Origin of the sequence: Acinetobacter sp. MD2(2019) (assembly GCF_035615615.1) — a bacterium.
In the GTDB taxonomy this organism is placed as follows: Bacteria; Pseudomonadota; Gammaproteobacteria; order Pseudomonadales; family Moraxellaceae; genus Acinetobacter.
This window is the reverse complement of sequence record NZ_VTDU01000001.1, coordinates 187,175-202,643: the sequence shown is the minus strand read 5'-3', so window position 1 is coordinate 202,643 and position 15,469 is coordinate 187,175. Positions and strand designations below refer to the sequence as shown.

General features: G+C 41.5%; 15 protein-coding genes. 8 read left to right on the top strand and 7 right to left on the bottom strand.

Annotation, left to right across the window (positions count from 1 at the left end):
* Positions 1 to 20 precede the first annotated feature (20 nt).
* Entirely contained in the window at positions 21 to 2,399 is a 2,379-nt protein-coding gene (ppsA, locus tag I2F62_RS00920) for a phosphoenolpyruvate synthase (protein ID WP_324625152.1), read from the bottom strand.
* Positions 2,400 to 2,557: 158 nt separating this feature from the next.
* On the opposite strand from ppsA, the gene ppsR reads away from it, so the two are divergent.
* On the top strand, positions 2,558 to 3,394 hold the full coding sequence (gene ppsR, locus I2F62_RS00915) for a pyruvate, water dikinase regulatory protein (RefSeq protein WP_324625151.1): 837 nt from the start codon (positions 2,558 to 2,560) through the stop codon (positions 3,392 to 3,394).
* Between the two features lie 54 nt (positions 3,395 to 3,448).
* On the opposite strand, the gene I2F62_RS00910 is transcribed toward ppsR, so the two are convergent.
* On the bottom strand, positions 3,449 to 4,702 hold the full coding sequence (locus tag I2F62_RS00910; protein WP_324625150.1) for a D-amino acid dehydrogenase: 1,254 nt from the start codon (positions 4,700 to 4,702) through the stop codon (positions 3,449 to 3,451).
* Between the two features lie 138 nt (positions 4,703 to 4,840).
* Here I2F62_RS00910 and I2F62_RS00905 point away from each other — a divergent pair, with 138 nt between their 5' ends.
* Positions 4,841 to 5,305: an Lrp/AsnC ligand binding domain-containing protein gene (locus I2F62_RS00905; protein WP_324625149.1), complete on the top strand. Its 465-nt coding sequence runs from the start codon at positions 4,841 to 4,843 to the stop codon at positions 5,303 to 5,305.
* Between the two features lie 6 nt (positions 5,306 to 5,311).
* Here I2F62_RS00905 and I2F62_RS00900 read toward each other — a convergent pair whose 3' ends face one another.
* Together I2F62_RS00900 and I2F62_RS00895 are read right to left on the bottom strand one after the other, a co-directional pair.
* Positions 5,312 to 6,046 (bottom strand): D-Ala-D-Ala carboxypeptidase family metallohydrolase, encoded by a 735-nt coding sequence (locus tag I2F62_RS00900; protein ID WP_324625148.1) that lies wholly within the window; start codon positions 6,044 to 6,046, stop codon positions 5,312 to 5,314.
* A 229-nt stretch (positions 6,047 to 6,275) separates the two neighbouring features.
* Positions 6,276 to 6,725 carry a glycine zipper domain-containing protein gene (locus tag I2F62_RS00895; protein ID WP_324625147.1) on the bottom strand — a complete coding sequence of 150 codons (450 nt, stop codon included), beginning with the start codon at positions 6,723 to 6,725 and terminating at the stop codon, positions 6,276 to 6,278.
* Positions 6,726 to 7,092: 367 nt separating this feature from the next.
* Between I2F62_RS00895 and prfA the strand changes: the two genes are divergently transcribed.
* The 4 genes from prfA to I2F62_RS00875 all read left to right on the top strand — a co-directional run bounded on the left by prfA (position 7,093) and on the right by I2F62_RS00875 (position 11,748).
* Complete coding sequence (gene prfA / locus I2F62_RS00890; RefSeq protein WP_324625146.1) at positions 7,093 to 8,181, top strand: peptide chain release factor 1; 1,089 nt, start codon at positions 7,093 to 7,095, stop codon at positions 8,179 to 8,181.
* Complete coding sequence (gene prmC / locus I2F62_RS00885; RefSeq protein ID WP_324625145.1) at positions 8,181 to 9,011, top strand: peptide chain release factor N(5)-glutamine methyltransferase; 831 nt, start codon at positions 8,181 to 8,183, stop codon at positions 9,009 to 9,011. The genes prfA and prmC overlap by 1 nt, the downstream gene beginning before the upstream one ends.
* 311 nt (positions 9,012 to 9,322) lie before the next feature.
* Positions 9,323 to 10,642, top strand: a complete 1,320-nt coding sequence (locus I2F62_RS00880) for an NCS2 family permease (RefSeq protein WP_324625144.1) — start codon at positions 9,323 to 9,325, stop codon at positions 10,640 to 10,642.
* Positions 10,643 to 10,749: 107 nt separating this feature from the next.
* Entirely contained in the window at positions 10,750 to 11,748 is a 999-nt protein-coding gene (locus tag I2F62_RS00875) for an adenosine deaminase (RefSeq protein ID WP_324625143.1), read from the top strand.
* 40 nt (positions 11,749 to 11,788) lie between these two features.
* Here the strand turns inward: I2F62_RS00875 and I2F62_RS00870 are convergent, their stop codons facing one another.
* Positions 11,789 to 12,349 carry a cytochrome b gene (locus I2F62_RS00870; protein WP_324625142.1) on the bottom strand — a complete coding sequence of 187 codons (561 nt, stop codon included), beginning with the start codon at positions 12,347 to 12,349 and terminating at the stop codon, positions 11,789 to 11,791.
* 240 nt (positions 12,350 to 12,589) lie between these two features.
* Between I2F62_RS00870 and I2F62_RS00865 the strand changes: the two genes are divergently transcribed.
* Both I2F62_RS00865 and rnhB read left to right on the top strand, forming a co-directional pair.
* Positions 12,590 to 12,988, top strand: a complete 399-nt coding sequence (locus I2F62_RS00865) for a hypothetical protein (RefSeq protein WP_324625141.1) — start codon at positions 12,590 to 12,592, stop codon at positions 12,986 to 12,988.
* A 7-nt stretch (positions 12,989 to 12,995) separates the two neighbouring features.
* A complete protein-coding gene (gene rnhB / locus I2F62_RS00860) occupies positions 12,996 to 13,571 on the top strand; it encodes a ribonuclease HII (RefSeq protein ID WP_324625220.1) in 576 nt (191 codons plus the stop codon).
* Positions 13,572 to 13,651: 80 nt separating this feature from the next.
* Here the strand turns inward: rnhB and csrA are convergent, their stop codons facing one another.
* Positions 13,652 to 13,906 carry a carbon storage regulator CsrA gene (gene csrA / locus I2F62_RS00855; protein ID WP_324625140.1) on the bottom strand — a complete coding sequence of 85 codons (255 nt, stop codon included), beginning with the start codon at positions 13,904 to 13,906 and terminating at the stop codon, positions 13,652 to 13,654.
* Between the two features lie 235 nt (positions 13,907 to 14,141).
* Complete coding sequence (locus tag I2F62_RS00850; RefSeq protein WP_324625139.1) at positions 14,142 to 15,422, bottom strand: aspartate kinase; 1,281 nt, start codon at positions 15,420 to 15,422, stop codon at positions 14,142 to 14,144.
* Positions 15,423 to 15,469 lie beyond the last annotated feature (47 nt).

The following is a 15,469-nucleotide window of genomic DNA, read 5'->3' as shown; positions in this document are numbered from 1 at the left end:
TAACATGTTTTCAGTTTGACTTAAAGCTGTTTGACTTTTTCGTCTGAAAGGAAGAACCATGTATCAAGCACTGAATCTGGGTTTAGTGAAACCGATTCAATACCTTGTTGCATTAACCATTTTGCAAGGTCAGGGTGATCTGAAGGGCCTTGACCACAGATACCCACGTATTTACCTGCTTTACGGCAAGCATGAATTGCCATAGAAAGTAGCGCTTTTACTGCAGCATCACGTTCGTCAAACAAGTGCGAAACGATACCTGAGTCACGGTCTAAACCAAGTGTTAATTGGGTTAAGTCGTTTGAACCGATAGAGAAACCATCAAAATGTTCTAAGAATTGTTCAGCCAATAACGCATTGGTTGGTAATTCACACATCATGATGACTTTTAAGCCATTCTCACCACGTTTTAAACCGTTTTGCGCAAGAAGTTCAATGACACGTTTTGCTTCAGAAACTGTACGCACAAATGGAATCATGATTTGGATATTGGTTAAACCCATTTCATCGCGTGCTTTTTTCAATGCACGGCATTCTAGTTCGAAGCAGTCGCGGAAGTTTTCAGAAACGTAACGGCTTGCACCACGGAAGCCCAACATTGGGTTTTCTTCTTCAGGCTCGTACAACTTACCACCGATTAAGTTGGCATACTCATTCGATTTAAAGTCAGACATACGTACAATAACAGGCTTATCTGCAAAAGCAGCGGCTAGAGTGGTAATCCCTTCAACCAGTTTTTCTACGTAGAATTCTACTGGAGATGCATAACCGGCAGTACGTGTCATGACTGCTGCACGGGTTTCACGTGGCAAGCTGTCAATATTGAGTAATGCTTTTGGATGCACACCAATCATACGGTTAATGATGAACTCTAAACGTGCTAGACCAATACCACCGTTTGGAATTTGAGCAAAGTCAAATGCACGGTCAGGGTTGCCTACGTTCATCATAATTTTGAACGGAAGTTTTGGCATCGATTCAATTGAGTTGCGTTGAATTTCGAAATCCAATGCACCTTCATAAATAAAGCCAGTGTCGCCTTCAGCACAAGAAACTGTGACTTCTTGACCGTCAGTTAACACTTCGGTTGCATTGCCGCTACCAACAATAGCAGGTACGCCTAATTCACGTGCAATAATGGCTGCATGACATGTACGACCACCACGGTTAGTAATAATTGCTGCGGCACGTTTCATTACAGGTTCCCAATCTGGGTCTGTCATATCTGAAACAAGTACGTCGCCATCTTGGACTTTGTCCATTTCTTTGATCGATGTCACGATGCGGACTTTACCCGAACCGATACGTTGACCAATTGAACGACCTTCAGCAATCACGGTACCTTTTTGCTTTAATAGGTAGCGTTCCATAGTGCCAACATTTTGGCGGCTTTTTACCGTTTCAGGACGGGCTTGAACAATGTAGATTTGACCATCATCACCGTCTTTTGCCCATTCGATGTCCATAGGGCTGCCGTAATGTTGCTCGATGATGAGGGCTTGTTTTGCAAGCTCGTGTAACTCGTGGTCATTTAAAGCAAATTGTTGGCGATCTTGTTTTTCGACATCGACCACAACAACCGATTTACCTGCCGAAGCTTCTTCACCATAAATCATTTTTTGGTGTTTAGAACCCAGATTACGACGAATCACAGCATGTTTTTCGTTCTTTAATAGCGGTTTAGATAAGTAAAATTCGTCAGGGTTAACTGCACCTTGTACAACCATTTCACCCAAGCCATAAGATGCTGTGATGAATACTACGTCACGGAAACCAGATTCTGTGTCTAGAGTGAACATTACACCGGCTGCGCCTGTTTCAGAACGTACCATGCGTTGTACGCCAGCAGACAGTGCAACAACGTCATGTGCAAAACCTTGGTGAACACGGTATGCAATCGCGCGGTCGTTATAAAGAGAGGCAAACACTTCTTTAATTGCAATTAGGATATTGTCAATCCCACGAATGTTTAAGAAGGTTTCTTGCTGGCCTGCAAACGATGCATCGGGTAAATCTTCAGCAGTGGCTGATGAGCGAACTGCAACGGCAATATCAGGATTGCCATTCGACATTACACGGAACGCTTCACGAACTTCAGCTTCGAGTTCTTTCGTAAGCGGAGTTTCAACGACCCATTGACGAATTTTTGCTCCAGTTTCTGCAAGAGCAATCACATCGTCAACATTAAGTTGATCTAGCTCAGCCTGAATTTTTGCATTCAATCCACTTTGCTCAAGGAATTCACGATAAGCCGCAGCCGTTGTTGCAAAACCACCCGGAACGGATACTCCTGCATTTGAAAGATGGCTGATCATTTCGCCTAATGATGAGTTTTTACCCCCCACCAATTCGACATCATGCTTTCCTAATTTTTCTAGACCAATTACACGCGCTTCCAAAGTAGTCTCTCCACTTTTGCAGTATATGACTCATTATCTGATCATGTTAAAACACTAGCCTAGAGTAGTTTTTTGCTGCTAACTAGGGCATAGTTCTGTAAGATGCGATTACTATAAAGAATATACGTTACTAAGACAAATATTTGAGGAGTTTTTTAATGCCTGAAGCGAAACAAATTAGACGAAGTGTGTTTTTCATTTCAGATGGAACTGCAATTACTGCCGAAACCCTTGGACATTCATTACTCGCACAGTTTCCTAACGTAAGCTTTGATGTGCATATCATTCCTTATATTGCAACAGAAGAAGCAGCCATGAAAGTGGTTGCAGAAATCAACGCGTGTCAGCATGAAGATGGTAAATTGCCTTTAGTATTTGATACTTTAGTCGACCAGAACGTCCGCGACATTATTAATACTGCCAAAGCGGTTAATTTGGATGTTTTTGAAGGTTTAATTAGTAAGCTAGAACAAGAATTAGGTACACGACCAACCACGCTAATTGGACAAACCCATGCGGTGACCGATTCGGAATATTATAAAGCACGTATTGACGCCGTTCATTTTGCTTTAGATAACGACGATGGCGCACGTACACGCCATTACGATAAAGCCGATATTATTTTAATCGGCGTTTCTCGTTCGGGTAAAACGCCAACCTCTATTTATTTGTCATTACAATTTGGAATTCGCGTGGCGAACTATCCACTAACAGAGGAAGATTTAGACGACAACCGTTTGCCAAAAGTGTTAAAAGAACATAAACACAAACTATTTGGTTTAATGATTGATGCAGAACGCTTGGTTGCTATTCGTAGCGAGCGTAAAGCCAATAGCCGCTATGCCAGCTTTAACCAATGCCAAATGGAACTTCGTGCAGTAGAAGGGATTTATATTTCAGAAGGCATTCCATATTTAAATGTGTCTGAAATGTCGATTGAAGAAATTTCAACCCGTGTTTTACAAATGACGGGGTTAAAACGCCGAATTGGTTAAGTTATTGTAAGTAAAAAAAGAGCTGATCATGGATCAGCTCTTTTTCTTTCAGGATTATTTAGCATAACGGCTGATTGCTAAACCTTCGGTATCAATATCCGTTTTGTTTTGGAAGATGATGTCGCTGAGTAATTTTCCTGAACCACACGACATTGTCCAGCCTAATGTGCCGTGTCCTGTATTTAAGAATAAGTTTTTATACTGGGTTGCGCCAATAATTGGAGTGCTGTCTGGCGTCATTGGGCGTAGGCCTGTCCAAAAGCTGGCTTGTTTGACATCGCCACCAGGGAATAAATCGTTTACGACCATTTCAAGTGTGGCGCGGCGTTTAGGATTTAAGCGTAAATCGAAACCACCCAGTTCTGCCATACCGCCCACACGAATGCGATTATCAAAACGTGTCACGGCAATTTTGTAGGTTTCATCTAAAACGGTTGATTGTGGTGCAAGCGCTTCATTGATAATCGGTACCGTAATTGAATAGCCTTTAACAGGATAAACAGGCACATCTAAACCTAACGGTGCAATAAAGTCGCGGCTATAACTACCAAATGCCAATACATATTGGTCGGCATGCAGAACTTCATCGCCAACTTTTACGCCAGTAATCCGATCATTTTCCCACGTTAAACCCGTTACATTTTGATTAAAATGGAATTCAACGCCCAAGTCTTGCGCCATTTTGGCAAGCTTATTGGTAAATAAATAGCAGTCGCCAGTTTCATCATTTGGAAGCTGTAAGCCACCGACTAAACGATCTTTCGCTTGTGCGAGCGCAGGTTCAATGGAAGAGAGTTGTTCTGCATTTAACAACTGATGCGCAACGCCACATTCTTCTAAAACTTTAATGTCACGTTGTACGGCTTCAAGCTGTGCTTCGTTACGGAAGACTTGTAAGGTGCCACCTGAGCGGTTTTCGTAAGCAATGCCGCTTTCTTTGCGTAGTTCGCGCAAGCAATCGCGGCTATATTCAGCCACACGTGTCATACGCTCTTTATTAATAGCATAACTTTGCGCATTACAATTGGCCAGCATTTGCGACATCCAGCGTAATTGCCAAAGTGAACCATCTAAACGAATGGCCAAAGGCGCATGTTGTTGGAACATCCACTTCATTGCTTTTAAAGGAATTCCCGGTGCTGCCCAAGGGGTTGAATAACCCGGTGAAATTTGACCTGCGTTACCAAAACTTGTTTCTTCAGCAGGATTGGGTTGGCGATCTAACACAGTCACTTTTGCGCCTTGTTTGGCTAAATAATATGCACTGGTGACCCCAATAACGCCACTACCTAAAATGATGACATGCATCCCCAATCCCTCTGAATGATTTTTTAGTTGATTTGCCTAGTATATGGTTGGAAGATGAGTTTTTTTCACTATTTTCAATATCAAAAGAAGGTAAAATATAGTTTTTTGTAGTGAAAAAATCGGCTTTAAAGGAAAAATATGCGTCCACTCGATCGTACCGACCGCCTGATTCTAGAAATTTTACAGCAAGAGGGGCGGATTGCAATTAGCGAGCTTGCCGCGCGAGTGAATTTATCGACCACACCGTGTTCGGAACGGGTGAAGCGATTAGAGCGCGAAGGCGTCATTATGGGCTATTATGCACGGGTGAATCCTGCGCATATTGATAAGAATTTATTGGTTTTTTTAGAAATTAAATTGTCTGCTAAATCGGGCGATGTGTTTGATCATGTTGCGGCCGATTTAGCGCAAATCCCCGAAGTGTTGGAATGCCATTTAATTTCGGGAGAATTTGATTATTTAGTTAAGGCGCGCTTAAAGGAGATGAGTGCCTATCGGCGCCTACTGGGCGATTTATTAAAAAAACTGCCTGCATCGGCATCATCGCATAGTTATGTGGTTATGGAAGAAGTTAAAGAAAGCCTGTATTTGACTTTAAGTTAATTTTGCTTAGGGAATAATTTCAGCGCATGGCGAGCTATGCCATGTATGGTCGACCCCCCAGGTTCTGAAACCTTTGGTGTCGATATGAATTTGCCCTGTACTGTAAACACCTAAACCCATATTAAAGGTTTTGCCATGTTGTTGCCAAAATTTACACAACTGAAGTTTGTTTTGCTGAATAAAATCTTGATCTAACAAAGAAGGCTGTTCAGGGCCAATTCGAAAATCTACCGCATTATTGCTTAAATGACTGGACGACTTTGCACCGCCAACACAGGCGTTAAGTTCACTTGGACGATAACTTGACGTCAGTTCAATATCTGAAATGATTTTTTGTGCCAATAACGTATTGAGTAACGTGAGTGTAGGGCGCATATTTTGCCAAAGCTCGGGTTGTGGAACACTAAATTCTTCAAGGTGGCAGGCTTGCCAATTTCTGGCTGATCGAAAAAATTCTTCATCTGCTACGGGAAGGCGAATATTGTTTTCGAGCAAAAATTGCTTATAACTACTGACTTGTTGCAAATGGTTGTCTTGTAATAACCAGTTTTGGTAATTCACAGAGGGAGGTAGGTTGGGCGAGTGATGTGCTGGCGCGCGTGCAGGAAGATTTATCCTTGGTGGCGTAATGACGCTTCCTGTTGTTGATGGAGAGCTGATCACAGGTTTGGATACATTGGATTGACAACCGTAAAGCATGAAACAAGAGAGTAAAACAGCAAAAGGTTGTGAGACGCGCATTGTATCCACTCAAATTTATTTTGGTTATGTTATAACAAAAAAAGGTGGGTCAGAAAATCTAGAATAAGTACAACTTTGTTATAAATGGTTAAGCTAAAAGCTGTCCATATGGCAGATGAAGCTGTATGCAAAGTGTGTAAAAAAAAGAAGCAGTTGGCAAAACCAAGCTGCTCCATAATGCGCCATCATTTTAATGGTGTTGTTATTATGTCGAGATGTGCTGCGTTGCTTAATAATAGTAGCGATGACCGTGATGGTGGTGCCGCGAATGGCGTGCGTAATCATAATTACGTTCGCGTTCGGCACGTTTGTCGTTGGCAAGGCGATTACCTAAAGCAGAACCGCCCGCAGCACCCACGGCTGAACCGACCAAACCACCATTACGACCACCCATGCTGTTGCCCACGCTATAGCCTGTTGCGCCGCCCACCGCACCGCCAATGGTTGACGATGTGCGGTTACGTCGATCGCTAGCAAGGGCTGCACCTGCACCACCGCCGACAGCCGAACCAATTAATGCGCCACTTCCACCACCCATATGGCGTCCAACCGTTGTTCCAACAACACTGCCTAATGCGCTAGTGAGTGCAATATCGGTAGAGTTGCCTGCATGGCTCAATGGTGACAATGCGGCTGTGCTTAACAGTGTGCTAATGATCACAGCAGTGATTTTTTTCATGGTTTTTTACATCCCTTAACGTACTATTTTGATTGCCAGAGAAAGTAACAAAATAATTCTGCTTGTTAATGGAGATCATGGTATCTATTGATTACTTTTAGTTAAGCTTTGTTTGGTTTGTATTAAATTCAGCTATGGGTAGATAACTTTGATTACAAAGTGGTGAAAAGTCATTCGCTTTTGCTGTGTTTAAGTCACTGAAAGGATATCTTTATTTTTCATGCGGTAATCTTGCAGCGATGACGGGAGAGTTTTTCCGGCTTTATATATGAAAAATGCCGCAGAATGGGTAAACTATGCCTCATTTAAAATTAAATGATTTCATTATTATTAATGAAGTTCTGCCTGAATCTGAGATATTTTGACAATGAAAGAAACATTGCGGTTACGTTTAGACCAACTCACCGACCGTCATGAAGAATTAACTGCGCTATTGGCTGACGTAGAAGTCATTTCTGATAACAAACGTTTTCGTGCATTATCCCGTGAGCATAATGATTTAACCGAAATTACCGATGTTTGGAAACAATATCGTCAGGCAGAAGAAGACATTCAAACCGCTGAAGGTATGCTGGCTGATCCCGATTTTAAAGAAATGGCGCAAGAGGAAATTAAGGAAAATAAAACCTTATTAGAACGCTTAGACAGTGAACTCAGCATTTTAATGATTCCTAAAGATCCGAACGATGCCAATGCGGCTTATTTAGAAGTTCGTGCTGGAACGGGTGGTGATGAAGCTGCCATTTTCTCGGGTGATTTATTCCGCATGTATAGTAAATATGCCGAATCGAAAGGTTGGCGTATTGAAGTTTTGTCTGAAAATGAAGGCGAACATGGTGGATATAAAGAGGTAATTTGCCGTGTAGATGGTGAAGGGGTTTATGGTCGCTTAAAGTTTGAAAGCGGCGCGCATCGTGTGCAACGTGTGCCGGCCACAGAGTCGCAAGGCCGTGTACATACCTCTGCCTGTACGGTTGCAATTTTGCCTGAAGTGGATGTAGACACCAGTGTTGAAATCAATGCTTCCGATTTACGCATCGATACTTATCGTGCATCGGGCGCAGGTGGTCAGCATATTAATAAAACCGATTCTGCAGTACGTATTACCCATATTCCTTCTGGCGTGGTTGTGGAGTGTCAGGATGAGCGCTCGCAGCACAAGAACAAAGCCAAAGCCATGGCGTTGTTGGTTTCAAGATTAGAAAATGCAAAACGTGCCGCAGCCGATGCCGCAACCTCAGAAATGCGCCGTGATTTAGTCGGTTCGGGCGACCGTTCAGAACGAATTCGCACTTATAATTATCCGCAAGGGCGCATGACCGATCATCGAATTAATTTAACTTTATATAAGTTAGATGCCATTATGGAAGGTGATTTAACCGAATTGTTAGACAGTTTGCATCGCGAATACCAAGCAGACCAATTGGCGATGTTAGCACAAGAGAATGGCGGCTAATGAATATTGGACAAGCACTGAATTTGCGCGGCGAAGCAGACAGTTATGAACGCCAAGAAGCGATGTGGTTACTTGCTGATATTGTAAAAACAGGCGTATTAGAACTTAAACTGCGCTGCATGGAGCAATTAAGTGCTGAACAAGAACAAACTTATTTGCAAGGGCTCATGCGTTTGTCGCAAGGTGAACCATTAGCCTATGTGATGGGTTCGCAGCCATTTTGGACTTTAGATTTAGAAGTCAGTGCAGATACGTTGGTGCCTCGCCCAGACACAGAAATTTTAATTGAAACTGTACTTGCGCTCGATTTGCCTTTTTCAACCTCTATGGTCGATATGGGGACGGGTACAGGCGCAATTGCGTTGGCTTTGGCCAGCGAACGTCCAGATTGGCAAGTCTTAGCAACAGATATTTATCATCCGACCTTAGATGTTGCTCGGCGCAATGCCTTGAAGTATGGTTTAGATCGGGTTAAATTTTTATGCAGTGCTTGGTTTGATGTCATTCCTCGACAAAAATTCGATTTAATTGTTTCAAATCCGCCGTATATTGATGCAGAAGATATTCACATGCAGCAATTACAACATGAACCACGCCGTGCTTTGGTGGCATTAGAAAAAGGTTTGTCCGATTTGCGTGAAATTATTGTGCAGGGCAAACGGTGGTTGAATCCAAAGGGGTGGATGGTGCTTGAACATGGTTATGATCAGGCACAGGCGGTGCAGTCTATCTTTGAAGCTGAACAATTTAGTCAGATTCGTACCGTTCAAGATTATGGCAATAATGATCGAGTTACATTGGCGTGTTGGTCGGGAATTGAAATTAAGTAATGATTTGAAATTATCTAAAATATTGTTATATAAGATATTTTTTAAATTGGTATTTTTATAGAGGCATTCACTACCTGAATGTAGTTATGATATACTGCAAAAACTATATACATGACTGATATGTATATGCTTTATAAGAGCTGCATCGACATGCAGCTTTTTTGGTTTTAGTAAGCTATCGTTTGCTGTAATGCGGTGGCATTTGGTCTAAGTCCTTTGTTGGTTATTATCAGCATAGGCATCATTATTGTCTTGCTGTTCTTTAACAATATAAAGCATGTGCAGGATAGGCAGTTTATCAAGGGCTATATATGGCGACTCCTCATTCTTCTTCTGGTCTACTTGAGCGTTTATTTAAGTTAACTGAAAATAACACCACGCTAAGAACAGAAATATTGGCAGGCGTAACCACATTTATCACAATGTGTTACATCATAATTGTTAACCCAATGATTCTTTCTGCAACAGGCATGGATCATGGTGCAGTCTTTGTTGCAACGTGTATTGCTGCAGCGATTGGTTGTCTTGTCATGGGCTTGCTTGCAAACTATCCAATTGCACTGGCGCCGGGCATGGGGCTAAATGCTTACTTTACCTATTCTGTCTGTCTTGGTATGGGTGTTCCTTGGCAAACGGCATTGGCTGCTGTTTTCATTTCAGGAATCATCTTTGTCATCATTAGCTTTTTAAGAATTCGTGAAGCGATTGTGAATGCCATTCCAATGTCACTCAAATTTGCAATTGGCGGTGGTATTGGTTTATTTCTTGCGTTAATTGGTTTAAAAAATGCAGGTATCATTATTCATAACGATGCAACGTTAATTGGTTTAGGTAGCTTAAAGCAAGCTCCAGCGTTATTGGCATTGTTTGGATTTTTAATGATTGTGGTTCTGCATCATTTTAGAGTGCGCGGTGCAATTATTATTAGCATTTTAACGGTTACCGTATTGGGTTCGTTCTTAGGCTTAAACAAATTTCAAGGCATTGTTGGCGAAGTCCCTTCAATTGCACCAACGCTGTTCCAAATGGATTTTCATGGTCTATTCAGCGCAAGTATGGTTGGCGTAATTTTTGTGTTTTTCTTGGTCGATTTATTCGATTCTACCGGAACGTTAGTTGGTGTTGCACACCGTGCCGGCTTACTTAAAGATGGTAAATTACCGCGTTTGAAAAAGGCACTTTTTGCAGATTCATCAGCCATTATTGCTGGTGCGGCTTTAGGAACATCGTCTACAACGCCTTATATTGAATCGGCATCGGGTGTTTCTGCGGGTGGACGTACGGGTTTAACAGCGGTTGTGGTTGCAGGCTTATTTCTTGCATGTTTATTCTTCGCACCATTGGCACAATCTGTACCAAGTTTTGCAACAGCGCCTGCGTTAATTTTTATTGGCGTGCTGATGATTCAAGGCATTGTAAATATTGAGTGGGAAGATATTACCGAAGCCGTTCCTGCATTTTTAACCATTGTGTTTATGCCGTTTGCGTATTCAATTGCCGATGGTATTGCAATGGGCTTTTTAAGCTACGCCTTAATTAAATTATTTACAGGTCAAGCTAAATCTGTGCCATATATGGTTTGGATTGTTGCCGTACTTTGGGCAATTAAATTTATGGTATTTGGTGGTTAATGCTTAATTCATCTCTATATGAGGTGAATCTTATTCTTGCGCTGCTTTAGCAGCTCAGGGTGTAAATCGTTTGATATTTACACCCTTTTTGTTTTTCAGGAGATCGTATGAATCACGCAGATCTGATTCAGGCTTTACCTAAAGCCGAGTTACATGTACATATTGAAGGTACTTTCGAACCTGAGTTAATGTTTGCAATCGCGAAACGTAATCAGGTGGATATTCCATTTAAAAGTGTAGAAGAAGTTAAACAAGCCTATAACTTTCACAATCTACAATCATTTTTAGACATCTACTACGCTGGTGCAAATGTTTTGCTGGTAGAGCAAGATTTTTACGATTTAGCATGGGCATATTTTGAAAAATGCCATGCAGATCGTGTTGTACATACAGAAATGTTCTTTGATCCGCAAACCCATACCGACCGTGGTATTGCCTTTGACGTCGTCTTGAATGGTCTTCGCCGTGCTTGTGTTGATGCGAAAAGTAAATTTGGCATTAGCTCTGAATTAATCATGTGTTTCTTGCGTCATTTAAGCGAAGAAGAGGCCTTCAAAACACTTGAACAAGCCTTACCTTATAAAGACGTTATTGTTGGTGTTGGATTAGATTCAAGCGAGCTTGGACATCCGCCTGCAAAATTTGAACGTGTTTTTGCAAAAGCACGCGCAGAAGGTTTTTTAATAGTGGCGCATGCTGGCGAAGAAGGCCCAGCAGAATATGTTTGGGAAGCATTAGATTTGCTGCATGTGAACCGAATTGATCACGGTGTGCGTTCAGAAGAAGATCCTGAATTATTGGCTCGTTTAATTAAAGAGCGTATGCCGCTGACCGTTTGCCCTTTAAGTAATTTAAAACTTTGTGTGGTCGATGACATGGCGCAGCATAATATTCAGCGCTTATTGGCTCAGGGCTTGTGTGTGACTGTAAATTCGGATGATCCCGCTTATTTTGGTGGATATATGAATGATAATTTCTTTGCCATTACTCAAGCATTAAATTTAACCGAAACCGAATTAAAGCAATTGGCCATTAATTCGTTTGAAGCTTCATTCTTAACTGAAGCAGAAAAAGAAAAATGGATTAATCAAATCCACGCACTTTAATAAAAAAGGCATTTCAAATTGAAATGCCTTTTTTATGGATTTATTTTTTCGCTTGGCGCGTCATACTTTGCAAAATATTATCTTTATCGACAAAGTGATGTTTGAGTGCTGCGGCAATATGTCCCACAACTAATAAACCTGCAAACCACGAAAGATAAACATGCAGTGGTTCAAAAAAAGCCAGTAATTTAGGATTTGGTTGAACAAGGGTTGGGATATTAAATAAATATAACACCGGCGCAGGATGACCTGCCGTCCAACTAAATAAACAACCCGAAATTGGCAGCGCCACCAATAAAACATATAAAATTAAATGACCAATGTGGGCAAATACTTTCATTTGTGGCGACATGCTGTCCGGTAAAGCCGGTGCAGGATGGGTATAGCGCCAAAAAATTCGAATCACCACCAAGAAAATAATTGTGGTTGCAATATTTTTATGCAAGGTGATGACATCCCCTTTAAATTCACCATCTGCGGTATAATTTAAGAAGTTCCCACTATAGAAGCCAATGGCCCACGCAGTAATAAAAATGATTGCCATGAGCCAGTGCAGGGCTTGTGCGGTACGAGTGTAATATTGAGGCTTGCTATTATCCATAGAGGGACTCTTTATAAAGTGGCGAGCGATTTTTTAGATTATAAAAATATAGAGCAAATTTTAGAAGCACATTACAGCAACATTGCTGTTGCATTTATGAAATGCTCGGTATAAGCGTGCCTATAATTTATCCAGACACCGCATTCTTTTGCAGGAACATACAAAAAATTAAGCTGTTAAGCCAAAGAATCAGGCAAAATGCGGCTTATGTTTTTAAGTCAATTGTTTAGGACTATTAAGATGAAAAAGAATGTATTCATTTTAGCATCATTGGCAGCTATTTTATCTGGATGCGCAACAACAGATGGGCTAGGTGCGTCTTCAACACAAAATGCATCGACTTACGGTTCTGCTGCTGAACAAATTGGCATGACTGCGGTTAAAGTTGCAGTGAATGCAAAATGTACAACCGAATTGAATCAACTTGATGCATGGAAAACCATCAGCAAAACACTTTCTGCCGAACAACAACAAACTGTTCAAGGCAATATTTGCGGCTGCGTGAGCGAAAAAGCGCCATCAAGTGTGACTGCTGTAGACTTAGCGACTGCAGCGATTGATCCTGCTGCGCGTACAAGTATTGCAAGTAACGCGATTAGTCGCACGCTGAATCAATGTGTCACAGAAGCTTTAAAATAAAATGATGATGCAACTCAAAACTGCGGGTGTTGATGAGGCGGGGCGAGGCCCACTGGTTGGCTCAGTTGTGGCTGCTGCGGTAATTTTAGATCCAAATAATCCAATAGAAGGATTAAATGATTCTAAAAAACTTACCGAAAAAAAGCGTGAAAAACTTTTTTTAGAGATTCAGGAAAAAGCATTGGCATGGTCGATTGCCGAAGCCAGTCATACCGAAATTGACAGCTATAATATTTTGCAAGCCACCTTTCTTGCCATGAAAAGAGCAGTTGAAGGATTGGCAATTGTTCCGAATCGAGTTTTGGTCGATGGCAACCAAATTCCCAAAGGTATTGAAATAGATTGTCAGGCAATTGTGGGTGGTGATGCCTTACACGCTGAAATTAGTGCGGCCAGTATTTTGGCCAAAGTCACGCGTGATCGGCAAATGGTTGCATTAGATGCACAATATCCCGATTATGGTTTTGCCAAACATAAAGGCTATCCAACCAAAGCGCATTTTGAAGCCATCGAAAAATATGGCGTAATTGCGGAGCATCGGCGTAGTTACGCGCCAGTGAAAAGGGCACTTGGTCTTCAATAGTGATTAAAAAAAAGCGATCCTTCAAGGATCGCTTTTTTTATTGATTGCAATGGCCGAAGTGGACGCATTGCATACATTACTTAGCGGTTAAATTTATCTTGACTAAATTCATCGTTGTAAAAAGATGGTTGATAATCTTGATCGAGGTTTTGTAAGTGTTCGTGCATCGCGCGCTCATGTTGAATGCGTTGGTAGATTTCTTCACGATGTACTGATACTTCCTTTGGAGCATTCACACCAATACGAACTTGGTTGCCTTTTACACCAAGTACGGTCACACTGACTTGATCCCCAATCATTAAAGTTTCTCCGACACGTCGAGTCAGAATCAGCATGTTTCTCTCCTTGCTAAACGCTAAACCTGCATTGCTGTCATGCAAAATTTAAACCACAATCATAAAAAAGAATATAAAAAATTATTTAAAGATCGATAAAATGTGATCGATTAACAAATTTTTGCAATATTCTCTTAATAATACTCTCTAATATAACAGAGCCACTCTATGGAGAATAGGGTGGCTCTGTTTTTTTATTGTACATCCCGTAAAAAATCAGGGATTTGGTAAAAAATTACGCACGTGCGCTACTTTCACCGTGTTCACGGTCTAAACCGAATGCTGTATGTAAGCTACGTACAGCAAGTTCTAAGTAGTTTTCTTCAATTAAAACTGAGATTTTAATTTCAGAGGTTGAAATCATTAAAATATTAATGCTTTCTTCTGCTAAAGCGGTAAACATTTTGCTTGCAACACCTGCATGTGAACGCATACCTACACCCACGATAGACACTTTAACAATATCGTCACGAGTGGTTACTTCACGTGCATTAATTTCTTTAGCAATGTTGGTTAAAATGGTTTTTGCTTTGGCAAAGTCGCTACGGTTCACTGTAAAAGTAAAGTCTGTTGTACCATCTTCTTCGATGTTTTGTACAATCATGTCGACTTCAATGTTTGCCGCACCAATTGGTGAAAGAATTTTTGAAGCAATGCCTGGTTCATCAGGTACACCTAAAATGGTGAGTTTCGCTTCATCACGGTTAAATGCGATACCAGAAATAATAGGCTGTTCCATAGAGTCTTCCGCTTCAGTGGTAATGAGTGTGCCAACATTTTGTTTAAAGTCTTCATCAAATGAGCCATCGTTTTCATTATCAAAACTAGATAATACACGTAGCGGAACTTGATATTTTCCTGCAAATTCAACCGAGCGAATTTGCAAAACTTTTGAACCCAAAGATGCCATTTCTAACATTTCTTCGAAAGAAATGCGGTCAATTTTTTTCGCTTTTGGCGCAACGCGAGGATCGGTAGTGTAAACCCCATCAACATCGGTATAAATTTGGCATTCATCTGCTTTAAGTGCAGCAGCAAGGGCAACCCCAGTGGTATCTGAACCGCCACGTCCTAGTGTTGTGGTATTACCAAATTCGTCAACACCTTGGAAACCTGCAACCACAATCACACGACCTGCATTTAAGTCTGCAGTCATTGCATCGGTTTCAATCGACTCAATACGTGCTTTGGTAAACGCGCTGTCTGTTTTAATACACACTTGGCGACCGGTATACGATTTAGCTTCCACACCAATAGAATTGAGTGCCATCGCTAACATGGAAATCGTCACCTGTTCGCCAGTTGAGACCATTTGGTCAAGTTCGCGAGGATCAGGTGTTTCGGTAATGGCTTTTGCAAGTGCCAATAAGCGGTTGGTTTCACCACTCATTGCAGATACCACCACGACCACTTGGTGGCCTTGATCGTGCCAACGCTTCACACGGCGAGCAACATTTAAAATGCGCTCGGCAGTACCCATTGAAGTTCCACCATATTTTTGAACGATTAAAGCCATATTTATTCCATATAAGCCATGACCCTGAGCGACGTTCAGGGTCAGTT